This is a genomic window from Mycobacterium paraseoulense, from assembly GCF_010731655.1.
GTDB lineage: Bacteria > Actinomycetota > Actinomycetes > Mycobacteriales > Mycobacteriaceae > Mycobacterium > Mycobacterium paraseoulense.
Window position 1 is genome coordinate 5,086,592 of sequence record NZ_AP022619.1, and the last position, 16,301, is coordinate 5,102,892.

Here is a 16,301-nt window from a genome sequence, read left to right on the forward strand (position 1 = left end):
TTCCCTGGGAAATATCGATTCCAGGGGGTAGGAGCAGCATGCGGTCGGCCGTTCAAAGATTCGCCGCAGTGGGTTTCATCGTCCTCATCGCCGGGACCTACGTCGCATTGATCGGGCTCTACCAGAACACGGTCGAAGGATCGTCGGCCGGCACGCTGAGCGACAATGCGGAAACGGCCAGCCAGAGCATGGCGACGTTGACCGTGGAAGAGATGCAGTCGAACTACAGCGCGGTGGTTGCCAACGTGGCGGTCGCGCCCGGACCCGCGCTGTTGGATCCGGTCACCCACCGTCTCAAGGAAGATCTCATGCTGCGCGTCAGGTCTTCGGCCCAGCCCAGTCGGCGCGACTACACGAAAGGCATGCTGCCCGGCGTCTTTCCGCTCCCACTGACCATCGCGGGTCATGTCGAACGTTGGCCGTTCGACAACTACACCTCGGGACCGATCGAGGTGCAGCTGTTCCACGGTGCCGATACGACGAAACCGCCCGAACTCATCCCGGTGCGACTCATCGACCACCTCCCCGGATTCAAGGTGTCCGCGACCAAGATCGCCGGCCACGAGGGGTACCGACTGAGCGTGCGCCGCGCGCTGAGTACCGCGGTCTTCGGCATCGTCATTTGCGGCGTGCTCATCGCCATCGCCGGCCTCGGGCTGTTCGTGGCGATTCAAACGATGCGTGACCGGCGAAAGTTTCAGCCTCCGATGACGACCTGGTACGCGGCGATGCTTTTCGCGGTGGTTCCGCTGCGCAACGCGCTTCCGGGCTCGCCCCCGTTCGGGGCGTGGATCGATGTGACCATCGTGCTCTGGGTGATCGTCGCGTTGGTGATAGCGATGCTGCTCTACATCGTGTGCTGGTGGCGGCATCTGAGACCTGAGGTGGTTGCCCCGCCGGCGGATCCGGTCCCGGCGCCATCGGGCTGACGTGGGGTCGAATTCCTTTCGTTTCAAGGTGTTTCCGGCGGCAGTTCAACTACATTGCCCATGGGCAGGTATTTGGCGTCAGGTGGCCGCGGAGGCCACGCAGGGCAGGGGGCCGTCGTGAGATTCGGGATCATCGCTCTGATCGTGGGCGTCGTCGGCACGTACGTCGCCTCGGTCGCGTTATACGCCCACAGCGGGGGTCACCACCACCGCGAAGCCCCGGCCGCGGGTGACCGGAGCGCCGCCACGCTGGTCATCGAGGACATTCAGTCGAACTACAGCGTGCTGATGGCCAACCTGACCATCTCGCCCGGATCGGCCCTGCTGGATCCGCAAACCCAGCACCTCAACCAAGACCTCAGCCTCCGAGTGCGATCCGTGGCAACACCGACCCGCCGCACGTGGACGGCGGGCATGCTGCCCGGCGTCTTCCCGGTCCCCCTGACCATCGCGGGTGACATCGAGAACTGGCCCTTCGACCACTACGGTTCCGGGCCGATCGAGATCGAGCTCATGCACGGCCCCGGGAACGTCCCCGAACGCGTGCCGGTGACCTTCGTCAACCATCTCTCCGGTTGGCAGGTGTCCGCCGACGGGACCGGCCCCTACCGGGTGAGCGTGCACCGCTCGCTCAGCGCGGCCGCGTTCGGCATCGTCATTTGCGGCGTACTCGTCGCCATCGCCGGCCTGGGACTCTTCGTTGCCGTCCAGACGCTGCGCGATCGGCGGAAGTTTCAGCCGCCGATGACGACGTGGTACGCGGCGATGCTTTTCGCGGTGGTGCCGCTGCGCAACGCGCTTCCAGGTTCGCCGCCATTCGGCGGCTGGATCGACATCACACTGGTCTTGTGGGTGCTCGTTGTCTTGGTGGTGTCCATGCTGCTCTACATTGCCTGCTGGTGGCGCCATCTGAGGCCTGAGGTTGTTGCGGCGCCGGCGAATCCGGCGCCGTCGAGCACCGCCGGCCGCTCATAGTCGGGGCAACGGGGCAACGGTCATGAGGTTCGCCGTCGTAGGTCTCATCGTGTCCTTCGTTGCGGCATACGTCGCGTCGGTTGCGCTGTACGCCCAAAGCCGCACGGCGCACCATCGGACGGAAGTCCCGGCCGCGGGGGCCGCGAGTGTGGCGACGTTTTCGGTCGAAGACATTCAGTCGAATTACAGCGTCCTCGTTGTCAATTTGGCGATTTCACCCGGATCGGCGCTGCTGGATCCGCAGACCCAGCACCTCAACGAAGACCTCAGCCTCTGGGTCAGGTCCGCGGCGTCGCCCACCCGCCGCACCTGGACGAAAGGCATGCTGCCCGGAGTGTTTCCCGTCCCGGTGACCATTGCGGGCGAAATCGAACGGTGGCCCTTCGATCGCTACGACTCGGGGCCGATCGAGGTGGAACTTCTGCACGGTGGCGAAGGTGGCGTCCCCGAGCGTTTGCCCGCCACGTTCGTCAATCACCTTCCCGGCTGGCAGGTCGCCGCCAGTAACGGCGGCGGGCTCGGTCCCTACCGAGTGACGCTGCAGCGGTCCCTGAGCGCGGCGGCGTTCGGCATCGTCATCTGCGGTGTGCTCATCACCATTGCCGCGCTCGGCCTGTTTGTCGCGGTCCAGACCCTCCGTGACCGGCGAAAGTTTCAGCCCCCGATGACGACGTGGTATGCGGCGATGCTTTTCGCGGTGGTGCCGTTGCGCAACGCGCTACCAGGGTCACCGCCGTTCGGCGGCTGGATCGACATCACCATCGTCCTCTGGGTGCTCGTCGTGTTGGTGATAGCGATGCTGCTCTACATCGCCTGCTGGTGGCGGCATTTGCGGCCAGACGCCCAACAGCCCGGCGCGCCCGCTCCGTAAGTGCGGCGGCGCAGCGACCAGCGTGCAAAGGTGATGACGTGACGAATGCATCGGGGCGGTCCCGCCTGCGCAGCATGGGGCTCGTGGTCTGGCATTACGTCAGCAGCGCGCCGCTGACGTACGGCTGGTTGCTCGTCCTGTTCATCACGACGCTCATCCAGCACTGGCTGCCCCAGCGGCAACTGCACTCGATGCTGATGCACCATTCCACCAACATCCACGGGCTGGCGCGGGACCCGCTCGACGTGCTGTTCTCCAGCCTGCTGTGGATCGACGGCGACAACCTGACCCCATACCTGATCCTGTTCTCGTTGTTCCTGGCCCCCGCCGAACACTGGCTGGGCCAGTTGCGTTGGCTGACAGTGGGATTGAGCGCCCACATCCTGTCCACCTATTTCAGTGAGGGGCTGCTGTATTTCGCGATCGAAGAACACGACGCCTCGGAGCGGCTGGTGCACGCCCGCGACATCGGCGTGAGCTACTTCCTGGTCGGGGTGATGGCGGTGCTGGCCTACCACATCGCGCGGCCGTGGCGTTGGGGCTACCTCGGCGTGCTGTTCATCATCTTCGGTTTCCCGTTGATCGCGATGGACCGGATCGAGCTGAACTTCACCGCGATCGGGCACTTCACCTCGATCCTCGTCGGGCTCTGCTTCTACCCCATGACGCGGCACCAGGACCCGCGGCAGCTGAGCCCGGCGCGCCTGCGGGCCATGTCGCGGCGGCGCCGCACGCCCGAGGCGTCGGCCTGAGCGGTGCGGCCGCTGGCCCGTAGTGTGGCAATGGTGCGGCACTACTACTCCGTAGACGCGATCCGCCAGGCCGAGGCGCCGCTGCTGGCCAGCCTTCCCGACGGGGCCCTGATGCGGCGCGCGGCCTTCGGGCTCGCCGCCGAGATCGTCGCCGAATTGCGGGCCCGCACCGGCGGGGTGGCCGGCCGCCGGGTGTGCGCGGTCGTCGGCTCGGGCGACAACGGTGGCGACGCGCTGTGGGCCGCCACCTTCGTGCGCCGCCGCGGCGCGGCCGCCGACGCGGTGCTGCTCAACCCGGAGCGCACCCACCGCAAGGGCCTGGCGGCCTTCACCAAGGCCGGCGGCCGCATCGTGGAGACCGTCTCGCCGACAACCGATCTCGTCATCGACGGGGTGGTCGGCATCTCCGGTTCCGGGCCGCTGCGCCCGGCTGCCGCCGAGGTGTTCGCCGCCGTCGACGACGCGGCGATCCCGGTGGTCGCCGTCGACATCCCCAGCGGCATCGACGTGGCGACCGGGGCGATCGCCGGCCCGGCGGTGCACGCCGTGCTGACCGTCACCTTCGGCGGGCTCAAGCCCGTGCACGCGCTCGCCGACTGCGGGCGGGTGAGGCTGATCGACATCGGGCTTGATTTGCCGAAGACGGACGTGCTGGGTTTCGAGGCCGCCGACGCGGCCGGATGCTGGCCGGTGCCCGGGCCCCACGACGACAAATACACCCAGGGCGTGACGGGGGTGATGGCCGGATCGTCGACATATCCGGGCGCGGCCGTGCTGTGCACCGGCGCCGCCGTTGCGGCGACCTCCGGCATGGTCCGCTACGCCGGCAGCGCGCACCGCGAGGTGCTCGCGCGCTGGCCGGAGGTCATCGCGTCACCCACCCCGGCGTCGGCAGGGCGGGTCCAATCCTGGGTCGTCGGGCCGGGATTGGGCACGGACGACGCCGGGGCCGCCGCGCTGTGGTTCGCGCTGGAGACCGACCTGCCGGTGATCGTGGACGCCGACGGGCTGACCATCCTGGCGGCGCACCCCGAGCTGGTCGCCAACCGCACCGCGCCCACGGTGCTGACCCCGCACGCCGGGGAATTCGCCCGGCTGGCGGGCAAACCCCCCGGGGACGACCGGGTGGGGGCGTGCCGCAAACTGGCCGACACCTTCGGCGCCACGGTGCTGCTCAAGGGGAACGTCACCGTGATCGCCGACCCGGGCGGCCCGGTGTACCTCAACCCGGCCGGGCAATCCTGGGCGGCCACCGCCGGCTCCGGCGACGTGCTGTCCGGGATGATCGGCGCGCTGCTCGCGGCGGGCCTGCCCGCGGCCGAGGCGGCCGCCGCGGCGGCGTTCGTCCACGCGCGGGCGGCAGCCCTGTCGGCCGCCGACCCGGGCCCCGGTGACGCGCCCACGTCGTCGTCGCGCATCGTGCCCCACATCAGGGCCGCCCTGGCCGCCCTATAGGAAAGGAATTCCGCAGTGCCCCAACATCCGTCCCTGCCCGCGCACTCGATCGCCCCCGCCTACACCGGCCGCCTGTTCACCGCGCCGGTCCCGGCGCTGCGGATGCCCGACGAGTCGATGGACCCCGAGGCCGCGTACCGCTTCATCCACGACGAGCTGATGCTCGATGGCAGCTCCCGGCTGAACCTGGCGACCTTCGTCACCACCTGGATGGATCCCGAGGCCGGGCGGCTGATGGCCGAGACGTTCGACAAGAACATGATCGACAAGGACGAGTACCCGGCGACCGCGGCGATCGAGCAGCGCTGCGTGTGCATGGTGGCCGACCTGTTCCACGCCGACGACCTGGACGACGCTGACCCCTACAGTGCCTGCGGGGTGTCGACGATCGGCTCGAGCGAGGCGGTGATGCTGGGCGGGCTGGCGATGAAGTGGCGCTGGCGGGCCAAGATCGGGAAGGGCTGGGAGGGCCGCAAGCCCAACCTGGTGATGGGCTCCAACGTCCAGGTGGTGTGGGAGAAGTTCTGCCGCTACTTCGATGTCGAGCCGCGCTATCTGCCGATGGAGGAGGGGCGCTACGTCATCACCCCCGAACAGGTCCTGGACGCCGTCGACGAGGACACCATCGGCGTGGTGGCGATCCTGGGCACCACCTACACCGGCGAACTGGAACCGGTCGCCGACATCTGCGCGGCGCTGGACAAGCTGGCGGCTGGCGGCGGGGTGGACGTCCCGGTGCACGTCGACGCCGCCAGCGGCGGGTTCGTGGTGCCGTTCCTGCACCCCGAACTGAAGTGGGACTTCCGGCTGCCCCGGGTGGTGTCGATCAACGTCAGCGGCCACAAATACGGGCTCACCTATCCCGGCGTCGGGTTCGTGGTGTGGCGCAGCAAGGAATACCTGCCCGAGGAGCTGGTCTTCCGCGTCAACTACCTCGGCGGCGACATGCCGACCTTCACGCTGAACTTCTCCCGCCCCGGCAACCAGGTGGTCGGCCAGTACTACAACTTCCTGCGGCTGGGCCGCGACGGCTACACCAAGGTGATGCAGGCGCTGTCGGGCACGGCCCGCTGGCTGGCCGAGCAGCTGCGCGTCAGCGACCACTGCGAGCTGATCTCGGACGGTTCGGCGATCCCCGTGATCGCCTTCCGGCTGGCCAAGAACCGCGGGTACACCGAGTTCGACGTCTCCCACGAGCTGCGGGGTTACGGCTGGCAGGTGCCCGCCTACACCATGCCCGACAACGCCACCGACGTCTCGGTGCTGCGCATCGTGGTGCGGGAAGGCCTGTCCGCGGACCTGGCCCGCGCGCTGCACGACGACGCCGTCTCGGCGCTGACCTCGCTGGACAAGCTCAAGCCCGGCGGTCATTACGAAGCCCAGCACTTCGCGCACTGAGCGGGCGGACTTCCGCCTGGCGCTCGGTCACACACGCCACTTCCGTCCCGGCTCGCGAGGCGATGCCCGTGTTGCCCGCCTCACAGCGACAACGCGCCCGCGCCACCGCTGAAACGGCGGTTGGCCGCGCCGATTCCGCGCTTCGGCGCGCTGACGTCGTCGGTTGTCGCTCGGAGGTGGGCACACCGGTCCCGCCCCGGTGCGGCGTCGGGTGTGGCGAATGGGGCCATTGCGACAAGGCCGGGCGGCGTGCCCGCCCGGTTCTGGGACAATGGCGGCCGTGGCCGTTACGCCGATATCGCTGACGCCGGGGCTGGTCGCCGAGGCTCTGGTGGACCTGGGCGCCATTGAACACAACGTGCGGTTGCTGTGCGAACACGCCGGCCGCGCGCAGGTGATGGCCGTCGTCAAGGCCGACGGCTACGGCCACGGGGCCACCCGGGCCGCCCGCGCGGCGCTGGCCGGCGGCGCGACCGAACTCGGCGTCGCCACCGTCGCCGAGGCGCTGGCGCTGCGCGCCGACGGCATCGCCGCACCCGTGCTGGCCTGGTTGCACCCGCCCGGCATCGACTTCGGGCCCGCGCTGCTGGCCGACGTGGAGATCGCCGTGTCGTCGGAGCGCCAGCTCGACGACCTGCTGGACGCGGCGCACCGGACGGGCCGGACCGCGACGGTCACCGTCAAGGTCGACACCGGGCTCAACCGCAACGGCGTCCACCCCGCCCGATACCCGTCGATGCTGACCGCGCTGCGCCGGGCCGTCGCCGACGAGGCCGTTCGGCTGCGCGGCCTGATGTCGCACATGGTGTTCGCCGATCAACCGGCCAACCCCGTCAACGATCTTCAGGCCCGACGCTTCAGCGACATGCTGGCCCAGGCGGGCGAGCGGGGGGTGCGGTTCGAGGTCGCGCACCTGGCGAACTCGTCGGCCACCATGTCGCGTCCCGACCTGGCCTTCGACCTGGTGCGGCCCGGCGTCGCGGTGTACGGCCTGAGCCCGGTGCCCGAGCTCGGGGACATGGGGTTGGTGCCGGCTATGACGGTGAAATGCCCTGTGGCCCTGGTGAAGTCGATTTCCGCGGGCGAGAGCGTCTCGTATGGGCACACGTGGACCGCGGAACGCGACACGACGTTGGCCCTGCTGCCGGTCGGCTACGCCGACGGCGTCTTCCGTTCGCTGGGGGGACGCTTGGACGTGTTGATCAACGGCAAGCGGCGGCCCGGGGTCGGGCGGATCTGCATGGACCAGTTCGTCGTCGACCTCGGCCCCGGCCGGACCGACGTGACCGAGGGCGACGAGGCGATCCTGTTCGGCCCCGGCAGCAGCGGGGAACCCACCGCGCAGGACTGGGCCGACCTGCTCGGCACGATCCACTACGAAGTGGTGACCAGCCCGCGCGGGCGCATCACCAGGACCTACCGTGAGGCACGAACCATTGAGCCCTGAGAACGCTCGCAGGCATCACAACGGGAGGGCGTGGCTTGCGGGAGGTGCCGGGCTGACCGCCCTGGCCACCATCGTCGGAGCCTCGGCCCGGCGTTCGATGATCCGGCGCGCCCGCGGCCTCGAAGACCCTTACGCCGACGAGGATTTCGACCGGATCGACGACGACCGCCGTTCGGTGGTCACCACCCCCGACGGGGTGTCGTTGTCGATCCGCGAGGCCGGCCCCGCGGACGCCCCGCTGACGATGGTCTTCGTCCACGGATTCTGTCTGCGGATGGGCGCCTTCCATTTTCAGCGCACGCGCCTGCCCCACCACGTGGGCCCGGGCGTCCGGATGGTCTTCTACGACCAGCGCGGGCACGGTCAGTCCGATGAGGCCCCGCCCGAGACCTACACGCTGACCCAACTCGGCAGAGACCTGCAAAGCGTGCTCCAGGTGGTCGCGCCGCGCGGGCTGGTGGTGCTGGTGGGCCACTCGATGGGCGGCATGACCGTGTTGTCGCACGCCCGTCAATACCCCGACCAGTACGGGCGCCGGATCGTCGGGGCCGCGCTGATTTCGTCCGCGGCGGAAGGCGTTGCCCGCTCCCCGCTGGGCGAGATTCTGAAAAACCCCGCGCTGGAAGCGTTCCGGTTTACCGCGCGGTCCGCGCCGAAGCTGATGCACCGCGGCCGCAACGTCTCGCGCTCGCTGATCGGCCCCGTACTGCGGGCCGCCTCCTACAGCGACCTGCATGTCAGCCGGAGCCTGGACGCCTTCTCCCAGCGGATGATGAACGGCACCCCCATCGCGACGATGGTGGAGTTCCTGGACGCCTTGGAGGCCCATGACGAAACCGCCGGCCTGTGGACCTTGCTGCGCATCCCCACCCTGATCGCCTGCGGGGACCACGACCTGCTGACCCCGGACGAGTACTCGCGCAAGATGGCGGCCTCGCTGCCGCAATCCGAACTGGTCATCGTTCGCGGGGCCGGCCACCTGGCGCTGCTGGACAAGCCCGAGGCGATCAACGACGGGCTGGTCCGGCTGGTCAAGCGGGCCACCCCGGGCCGGGCCGTGCTGGCCGCGCGGTGGATGTGGGAAAGGCTGCGGCGCCGTGGTGGCTAGGCCCGCACTTTCGGGCACGGCCACCCTAGAACGCGTGGCGGACACCGTCGCGCTGGGGTCGCGCCTCGGTGAGCGGCTGCGCGCGGGCGACGTGGTGGTGCTCACCGGTCCGCTCGGCGCGGGAAAGACGGTGCTGGCCAAGGGCATTGCCGCGGCGATGGACGTCGACGGCCCGGTCACCTCGCCGTCGTACGTGCTGGCGCGGGTGCACCCGCCGCGGCGGCCCGGTGCGCCGGCGATGATTCACGTCGACATGTACCGGCTCTTGGACACCGGCGGCGCCGACCTGCTGGGCGAGCTCGACTCGCTGGACCTCGACACCGATCTCGACGACGCGGTCGTCGTCGTGGAGTGGGGCGAGGGGCTCGTCGAGCGCCTCGCCGAGCGGCACCTCGACATCCGTCTGGAACGGCTCAGCGGGTCCGACGTGCGGATCGCCTCCTGGCAGTGGGTCTGCTCGTGAGTGTCGTTCTCGCCCTTGACACTTCGACCCCGGCCGTGACGGCGGGGATTGTGCGCCGTGAAGATGGGAGCGTACTGGCCGAGCGGGTCACCCTCGACGCCCGGGCGCACGCCGAACGGCTCACACCGAATGTGCTGGCGGCCCTGGCCGATACCGGGCTGGCGATGGGTGAGCTGGACGCCGTCGTGGTCGGTTGCGGCCCAGGCCCGTTCACCGGCCTGCGGGCGGGGATGGCGACCGCCGCCGCCTACGGGCATGCGCTGGGCATCCCGGTGCACGGCGTGTGCAGCCTGGACGCCATCGGGGTGCGCACCACCGGCGAGGTGCTGGTGGTCACCGACGCCCGCCGACGCGAGGTCTACTGGGCGCGGTACCGGGACGGGATTCGCATCGACGGGCCGGGGGTCAACGCGCCCGCCGACGTCGATCCCGGCGCCGCGCAGGCGGTGGCCGGCTCCAAGGAGCACGCGGCGCTGTTCGGCCTGCCGCACCGCGCGCCGACCCATCCGACACCGGCGGGGCTGGTCGCCGCCGTGCCCGACTGGTCGCAGCCCCCACCGCCGCTGGTGGCGCTGTATCTGCGCCGCCCCGACGCCAAACCGATGGCGGCGCGCGGGTGACCGCCACCAGCGAACCCGTGACGCTGGGCGCGTTGACGCCTTCCGACGCGGCGCGCTGCGCCGAGCTGGAAACGCAGCTGTTCGACGGTGACGACCCGTGGCCCGCGGCGGCCTTCACCCGAGAATTGGCCAGCCAGCACAATCATTACGTGGGCGCGCGCGTGGGTGGGGAGCTCGTCGGCTATGCCGGGATCTCCCGGCTGGGCCGCACCCCGCCGTTCGAGTACGAGGTCCACACCATCGGCGTGGACACCGCCTACCAGGGACGCGGCATCGGCCGCCGGTTGCTCGACGAGCTGCTCGTCTTCGCCGGCGGCGGCGTCGTCTTCCTGGAGGTGCGCACCGACAACGAGGCGGCCATCGCGCTGTACCGCAGCGTGGGATTCGAGCAGATCGGCCTGCGCCGGCGCTACTACCGGGCGAGCGGCGCCGACGCCTACACCATGCGCAGGGAAGCCCAATGATCATCTTGGCCATCGAAACCTCTTGCGACGAAACGGGAGTCGGCATCGCGCGGCTCGATCACGACGGCACCGTGACACTGTTGGCCGACGAGGTGGCCTCCAGCGTCGACGAACACGTCCGCTTCGGCGGCGTGGTTCCCGAGATCGCGTCGCGGGCGCATCTGGAGGCGCTCGGCCCCACCATGCGCCGCGCGCTGGCGACGGCCGGCGTGCCCAAGCCCGACATCGTCGCCGCCACGATCGGTCCCGGTCTGGCCGGCGCGCTGCTGGTCGGAGTGGCCGCGGCCAAGGCGTATGCGGCCGCGTGGGGGGTGCCGTTCTACGCCGTCAATCATCTGGGCGGGCACCTGGCCGCCGACGTCTACGAACACGGGCCGCTGCCCGAGTGCGTGGCGCTGCTGGTGTCCGGCGGCCACACCCACCTGCTGCACGTGAGTTCCCTCGGTGAACCGATCGTCGAGTTGGGCAGCACCGTCGACGACGCCGCGGGCGAGGCCTACGACAAGGTGGCCCGCCTGCTGGGGCTGGGCTACCCGGGCGGCAAGGTGCTCGACGACCTGGCCCGCACCGGCGATCGGAAGGCCATCGCCTTCCCGCGAGGCATGACGGGCCGGGACGACGACCCCTACGCCTTCAGCTTCTCGGGGCTCAAGACGGCCGTGGCGCGGTACCTGGAGAGTCATCCGGACGCGGTGAACGCCGACGTCGCCGCGGGGTTCCAGGAGGCCGTCGCCGACGTGCTGACCATGAAGGCGGTACGCGCGGCCACCGGGTTGGGCGTCTCGACCCTGCTGATCGCCGGGGGAGTGGCCGCCAATTCGCGGCTGCGGGAGTTGGCGGAGCAGCGATGCGCTGCGGCCGGGCTGACATTGCGGATCCCCAGGCCACGGCTCTGCACCGACAACGGGGCGATGATCGCCTCATTCGCCGCGCACCTGGTGGCCGCCGGGGCGCCGGAGTCGCCACTGGATGCGCCCACCGATCCGGGACTGCCGGTGGTAAAAGCCCAGGTGAGCTGATCGCCCGTAGCGAATACCCGATACGCAGCGGGCCGCCCTTGAGTGCTAGCACTCTCGTGTATAGAGTGCTAGGTGGCAATCGGCCAAACCCTGTGTCGGCACCCGCGACGACGACGCTCGGGCACGGACGGCTGCCGAATCCCTCGATAATTCCGGGGCACCCGCCCCGGACCCGATCTAACTAGTGGAGGCTCCAATCGTGGCGAAGGTGAACATCAAGCCACTCGAGGACAAGATTCTCGTGCAGGCCAACGAGGCCGAGACCACGACCGCGTCCGGTCTGGTCATTCCTGACACCGCCAAGGAGAAGCCGCAGGAAGGCACCGTCGTCGCAGTCGGTCCCGGCCGCTGGGACGAGGACGGCGAAAAGCGCATCCCGCTGGACGTCTCGGAAGGCGACACCGTCATCTACAGCAAGTACGGCGGCACCGAGATCAAGTACAACGGCGAGGAGTACCTGATCCTGTCCGCCCGAGACGTGCTGGCTGTCGTATCCAAGTAAGGACCGTGTTCCGCCCCGGCGATCCCCGCGCACACCGCGGGTGATTTCCGGGGCGGCATGCGTTCGTAGCGGGTGAAGGAGCCTGATGAGCAAGATCATTGAGTACGACGAGACCGCCCGCCGGGCCATGGAGGCCGGCGTGAACAAGCTCGCCGACGCGGTACGCGTGACGCTGGGCCCGCGCGGTCGGCATGTGGTGCTGGCCAAGGCATTCGGCGGGCCGGCGGTGACCAACGACGGCGTCACCGTCGCGCGCGACATCGACCTGGACGACCCGTTCGAGAACCTGGGCGCCCAGCTGGTCAAGTCGGTGGCCACCAAGACCAACGACGTCGCCGGCGACGGCACCACCACGGCGACCGTGCTGGCGCAGGCGCTGATCAAGGACGGCCTGCGCATGGTTGCCGCCGGCGTCAACCCCATCGAGTTGGGCGTCGGGATCGGCAAGGCCGGCGACGCGGTGTCCGAGGCGCTGCTCGCGGAGGCCATCCCGGTGGCCGGCAAGGAGGGCATCGCGCAGGTGGCGACGGTGTCGTCGCGCGACCAGCAGATCGGCGAGCTGGTCGGCGAGGCCATGACCAAGGTCGGCGCCGACGGCGTGGTCAGCGTCGAAGAGTCCTCGACGCTGAACACGGAGCTGGAGTTCACCGAGGGCGTCGGCTTCGACAAGGGTTTCCTGTCGGCGTATTTCGTCACCGACTTCGACTCGCAGGAAGCCGTGCTGGACGACCCGCTGATCCTGTTGCACCAGGACAAGATCAGCTCGCTACCCGACCTGCTGCCCATGCTGGAAAAGATCGCCGAGTCTGGGAAGCCGCTGCTGATCATCGCCGAGGACGTCGAGGGCGAGGCCCTGGCGACGCTGGTGGTCAACTCGATCCGTAAGACGCTCAAGGCGGTCGCCGTCAAGGCGCCGTTCTTCGGCGACCGGCGCAAGGCCTTCCTCGAGGACCTGGCGGTGGTCACCGGCGGCCAGGTGATCAACCCCGACGCCGGCCTGCTGCTGCGCGAGGTCGGCACCGAGGTGTTGGGCTCGGCCCGCCGCGTGGTGGTCAGCAAGGACGACACCATCGTCGTCGAGGGCGGCGGCTCCAAGGACGCGGTCGAGGCCCGCATCAAGCAGCTGCGTGCCGAGATCGAGAACAGCGACTCGGATTGGGACCGCGAGAAGCTGCAGGAGCGGCTCGCCAAGCTCGCCGGCGGCGTGGCCGTGATCAAGGTCGGTGCCGCCACCGAGACCGCGCTCAAGGAGCGCAAGGAAAGCGTCGAGGACGCCGTCTCGGCCGCCAAGGCGGCCGTCGAGGAGGGCATCGTCGCGGGCGGTGGAACGGCGCTCATCCACGCCCGCAAGGCGCTGACGGAATTGCGCGGCACTGTGAGCGGCGACCAGGCGCTCGGGGTCGACGTGTTCTTCGAGGCGTTGGCGGCCCCGCTGTACTGGATCGCCACCAACGCCGGGCTGGACGGCTCGGTCGTGGTCAACAAGGTCAGCGAGCTGCCCGCCGGGCAGGGCCTGAACGCCGAGACGCTCGCCTATGGCGACCTGCTCGGCGCCGGCGTCATCGACCCGGTCAAGGTCACCCGCTCGGCCGTTGTCAACGCGGCGTCGGTGGCCCGGATGGTGCTCACCACCGAAACGGCCATCGTCGACAAGCCCGCCGACGACCACGACGATCACGGCCACGGCCACGGCCACGGGCATCACCACCACTAGAAGATCGGCTACGAAAACACCCCCGGCCTGGCGGCCGGGGGTGTTTTCGTCAGGCCGGGCGAGAGTTACGGTTCCATCCGCGACGCGCTACGCGGCTTGTTGGGATTGGTAGCGACGTGGGGCTTGTGCACTGGTTGCCACGAACACACCAGGGAGGACAGGACCATGCTGGTTGCCCAGATGACGAAGAGATTCATCGCCGCCGCACTGCTGGCAGGCAGTACCGCGCTAACCGGGTGGGGTGTGGGGACCGCCCACGCCGACACGATGGCGCCGCACCGGTGGTGCCCGGGTAACCCGAAGCAGATGCCCTATGTCGTGAACCAGTACATCGACTGGGACTGGAGTGTCTGCCACACCTGGTATCCGACCCAGTACGGGATGGGCAACGTCACCATGCAGGGCCGGCCGACCTCGATCTGGGACGGCGATAACCCGCCGATCGAGGCGATCACCATCAGGCATTGCCCGCCGATCGCCTTCATGTGCCCCTAGGCCGGTCGCACACGTTTCGTGTTGGGGCCCGCGCCGATTGCTACGCTGACCGCACCATGACGTGGGGGGCACGAGTGTGAGCTATCCGCAGCAGTGGTCACCGCCGCCGCAGCACCCCCAACAATGGCCCCCGCAGTACCCGCCGCCCGGGCGGTATCCGCCCCCGGCGGCAGCGCTGCGCAAGACCAACGTCGTGCTGATCGTCGTGCTCACGCTCGCGGCGATCGTCGTCGTCGTACCGGTGGCGTTGGTCGGGTTCTTCGTGATCCAGGACATGGCCCGCGACGGGCGCGGTGAAAGCAAGAAAGCCACCTCGCTGTCGGACTTCGACGTGGTGTGCGATCGCGGGTCAATCAGCAACGCCGCCACGTACGGGAAGCCGTACAAGATCGCGGCGTTCGCCCCGTACGACGAGCCGGACCCGATGCGCGAACTGACATCCGTCCACTGGAGCGAAGTGGCAATAGATTCCCGTGCCGACTACCGGGGGAGTCCCGACGACTTCCAGTCGGTGAACGTTGTTGCCTGCCTTACCCGCAAACCCGGAACCGAGGTGAGGTCCCGCACCTGCGACTTCAAGACCGACGCGGGCGAACACGTCGCCGTTGACTACTACGCCGTGCAGTACGACATCGAACTCCGCGCGGCGAGGACCGGCAAGCACATCGAACAGCTGGGAGCGGTGGACGGCCCCGCGGCCAGCTGCCCATTCCTGGTATGGATCAAAAAGCGCGATCCGAAGATGTATGCGGAACCGGATCCCGCGGCGGTCAACGCCAGGCTCGCTGAATTCACGCACCGGTAACTCCGCTACCCGCTCGGTGTCATGACTGCGGTGGTCGAGTCCCTGAGGCCGCCGGTCGACACCCCCGGCCGTAACGGCGCGCTGGCGCGCGAGGCTTGACGCGGTGCGGTACCCAGGTGCAGTGTGATACTCGTCATATGACCACTGGTCACACCGCGGAGAGAGGCGGCCGCTCATGAGCACGAGGGACAAGTACACGGAGGTGCCCGCGCCGTACTCGTGGGAGGTCCCCAGCGTCGGCGACGCACGCTTCACCTGGGAGTACGACGACGGGCGCGCCCGGCTCCTGTCCCTTTACCAGAAGGGAAAGGACAAGCAGTGGGACGCCCAGTCGCGGATCGACTGGGCGCAAGACGTCGACCCGATGAACCCGGTCGCGCTGCCCGAGGAGTTCCATCCGCTGTTCGGCAGCCCGATGTGGGACGCCGCAGACGACGCGCGTCGCGCCGAGATGCGCCGGCACTTCCAGGCCTGGCAGTTCTCGCAGTTCCTGCACGGCGAGCAGGGTGCGATGGTGTGCGCGGCCAAGATCGTCGAGGTCGTCCCCGACCTGGACGCGAAGTTCTACGCGGCCACCCAGACCATGGACGAGGCGCGGCACGTCGAGGCGTTCTCACGGTTCCTGCAGGAGAAGGTGGACCTGGTCTACCCGATCAACAAGAACCTGACCGCACTGCTGGACGACACCCTGCGGGACTCGCGCTGGGACATGCCCTACCTCGGCATGCAGGTGCTCATCGAAGGGCTCGCGCTCGCCGCCTTCGGCGTGCTGCGTGACATGGCGGCGCCGGATTCGCTGGCCAAGCAGGTGCTGGCCTACGTCATGCAGGACGAGGCCAGGCACGTCGCGTTCGGCCGAATTTCGCTGAAGGACTACTACTCCGCGCTGACCGAGGCCGAGCGGGCCGAGCGGGAAGAGTTCGTGGTGGACGCCTGCTATCTGATGCGCGACCGGTTCCGCGGCGAGGAGGTCTTCGAGACCCTCGGCATGGACGTCGAAGAATGCGCCGAGTGGGTCGACAAGTCGCCGCTGATGATCCAGTTCCGCTCGCACCTGTTCAGCCGCATCGTGCCGATCGTGAAGGACATCGGGTTGTGGGGCGACAAGGTGCAGACGGCCTTCCGGGACATGGGTGTGCTCGACATGGCCGGCTTCGACATCGAGGCGTTGATGAAGGCCGACGAGGATCAGGCCGCCGCGCTGGACCAGGCGCACTCCGAGATGGCCGCCCGGGCCGTCGAGGTGGACGAGGTGATCGCGGCGGGCGCGAGCTGACCCGACAT

The 16,301-nt window shown here is 69.1% G+C and carries 17 protein-coding genes; all 17 read left to right on the forward strand.

Annotation, left to right across the window (positions count from 1 at the left end):
* Nucleotides 1-38 precede the first annotated feature (38 nt).
* Nucleotides 39-929 carry a DUF4436 domain-containing protein gene (locus tag G6N51_RS23785; protein WP_083175380.1) on the forward strand — a complete coding sequence of 297 codons (891 nt, stop codon included), beginning with the start codon at nt 39-41 and terminating at the stop codon, nt 927-929.
* Between the two features lie 60 nt (nt 930-989).
* Complete coding sequence (locus tag G6N51_RS23790) at nt 990-1,904, forward strand: DUF4436 domain-containing protein (RefSeq protein ID WP_083175377.1); 915 nt, start codon at nt 990-992, stop codon at nt 1,902-1,904.
* Between the two features lie 22 nt (nt 1,905-1,926).
* A complete protein-coding gene (locus G6N51_RS23795; protein WP_083175374.1) occupies nt 1,927-2,775 on the forward strand; it encodes a DUF4436 domain-containing protein in 849 nt (282 codons plus the stop codon).
* Nucleotides 2,776-2,849: 74 nt separating this feature from the next.
* Nucleotides 2,850-3,527: a rhomboid-like protein gene (locus tag G6N51_RS23800; protein WP_083175371.1), complete on the forward strand. Its 678-nt coding sequence runs from the start codon at nt 2,850-2,852 to the stop codon at nt 3,525-3,527.
* 33 nt (nt 3,528-3,560) lie between these two features.
* Nucleotides 3,561-4,982: an NAD(P)H-hydrate dehydratase gene (locus G6N51_RS23805; protein ID WP_083175426.1), complete on the forward strand. Its 1,422-nt coding sequence runs from the start codon at nt 3,561-3,563 to the stop codon at nt 4,980-4,982.
* 15 nt (nt 4,983-4,997) lie between these two features.
* On the forward strand, nt 4,998-6,380 hold the full coding sequence (locus G6N51_RS23810; protein ID WP_083175369.1) for a glutamate decarboxylase: 1,383 nt from the start codon (nt 4,998-5,000) through the stop codon (nt 6,378-6,380).
* A gap of 280 nt (nt 6,381-6,660) precedes the next feature.
* On the forward strand, nt 6,661-7,827 hold the full coding sequence (gene alr / locus G6N51_RS23815; RefSeq protein ID WP_142275220.1) for an alanine racemase: 1,167 nt from the start codon (nt 6,661-6,663) through the stop codon (nt 7,825-7,827).
* 52 nt (nt 7,828-7,879) lie between these two features.
* Nucleotides 7,880-8,935 carry an alpha/beta fold hydrolase gene (locus G6N51_RS23820; protein ID WP_174814418.1) on the forward strand — a complete coding sequence of 352 codons (1,056 nt, stop codon included), beginning with the start codon at nt 7,880-7,882 and terminating at the stop codon, nt 8,933-8,935.
* The gene (gene tsaE, locus G6N51_RS23825; RefSeq protein ID WP_174814339.1) at nt 8,925-9,398 is read left to right on the forward strand and encodes a tRNA (adenosine(37)-N6)-threonylcarbamoyltransferase complex ATPase subunit type 1 TsaE; all 474 of its coding nucleotides are present in this window, start codon (nt 8,925-8,927) and stop codon (nt 9,396-9,398) included. Before G6N51_RS23820 ends, tsaE begins: the two co-directional genes overlap by 11 nt.
* Entirely contained in the window at nt 9,395-10,018 is a 624-nt protein-coding gene (gene tsaB, locus G6N51_RS23830) for a tRNA (adenosine(37)-N6)-threonylcarbamoyltransferase complex dimerization subunit type 1 TsaB (RefSeq protein ID WP_083175420.1), read from the forward strand. The genes tsaE and tsaB overlap by 4 nt, the downstream gene beginning before the upstream one ends.
* Nucleotides 10,015-10,482: a ribosomal protein S18-alanine N-acetyltransferase gene (gene rimI, locus G6N51_RS23835; RefSeq protein WP_083175360.1), complete on the forward strand. Its 468-nt coding sequence runs from the start codon at nt 10,015-10,017 to the stop codon at nt 10,480-10,482. Before tsaB ends, rimI begins: the two co-directional genes overlap by 4 nt.
* The gene (gene tsaD / locus G6N51_RS23840) at nt 10,479-11,501 is read left to right on the forward strand and encodes a tRNA (adenosine(37)-N6)-threonylcarbamoyltransferase complex transferase subunit TsaD (RefSeq protein WP_083175358.1); all 1,023 of its coding nucleotides are present in this window, start codon (nt 10,479-10,481) and stop codon (nt 11,499-11,501) included. The genes rimI and tsaD overlap by 4 nt, the downstream gene beginning before the upstream one ends.
* Before the next feature lie 199 nt (nt 11,502-11,700).
* A complete protein-coding gene (groES, locus tag G6N51_RS23845; RefSeq protein WP_007167930.1) occupies nt 11,701-12,003 on the forward strand; it encodes a co-chaperone GroES in 303 nt (100 codons plus the stop codon).
* An 85-nt stretch (nt 12,004-12,088) separates the two neighbouring features.
* Nucleotides 12,089-13,717, forward strand: a complete 1,629-nt coding sequence (gene groL, locus G6N51_RS23850) for a chaperonin GroEL (protein WP_083175355.1) — start codon at nt 12,089-12,091, stop codon at nt 13,715-13,717.
* A 165-nt stretch (nt 13,718-13,882) separates the two neighbouring features.
* Nucleotides 13,883-14,212, forward strand: coding sequence for a hypothetical protein (locus G6N51_RS23855; protein WP_083175352.1), 330 nt, complete (start codon nt 13,883-13,885; stop codon nt 14,210-14,212).
* A 61-nt stretch (nt 14,213-14,273) separates the two neighbouring features.
* Entirely contained in the window at nt 14,274-15,017 is a 744-nt protein-coding gene (locus G6N51_RS23860; RefSeq protein ID WP_232078465.1) for a hypothetical protein, read from the forward strand.
* Nucleotides 15,018-15,192: 175 nt separating this feature from the next.
* A complete protein-coding gene (locus G6N51_RS23865) occupies nt 15,193-16,293 on the forward strand; it encodes a ferritin-like domain-containing protein (protein ID WP_083175349.1) in 1,101 nt (366 codons plus the stop codon).
* Nucleotides 16,294-16,301: the final 8 nt, after the last annotated feature.

Bases quoted from the DNA above. Each gene is read 5' to 3' on its own strand.
- G6N51_RS23795 (WP_083175374.1), top strand. From the start codon at position 1,927: ATGAGGTTCGCCGTCGTAGGTCTCATCGTGTCCTTCGTTGCGGCATAC.
- G6N51_RS23785 (WP_083175380.1), top strand. From the start codon at position 39: ATGCGGTCGGCCGTTCAAAGATTCGCCGCAGTGGGTTTCATCGTCCTC.
- G6N51_RS23865 (WP_083175349.1), top strand. From the start codon at position 15,193: ATGAGCACGAGGGACAAGTACACGGAGGTGCCCGCGCCGTACTCGTGG.
- G6N51_RS23800 (WP_083175371.1), top strand. From the start codon at position 2,850: ATGGGGCTCGTGGTCTGGCATTACGTCAGCAGCGCGCCGCTGACGTAC.
- G6N51_RS23790 (WP_083175377.1), top strand. From the start codon at position 990: ATGGGCAGGTATTTGGCGTCAGGTGGCCGCGGAGGCCACGCAGGGCAG.
- groL (WP_083175355.1), top strand. From the start codon at position 12,089: ATGAGCAAGATCATTGAGTACGACGAGACCGCCCGCCGGGCCATGGAG.
- tsaD (WP_083175358.1), top strand. From the start codon at position 10,479: ATGATCATCTTGGCCATCGAAACCTCTTGCGACGAAACGGGAGTCGGC.
- G6N51_RS23855 (WP_083175352.1), top strand. From the start codon at position 13,883: ATGCTGGTTGCCCAGATGACGAAGAGATTCATCGCCGCCGCACTGCTG.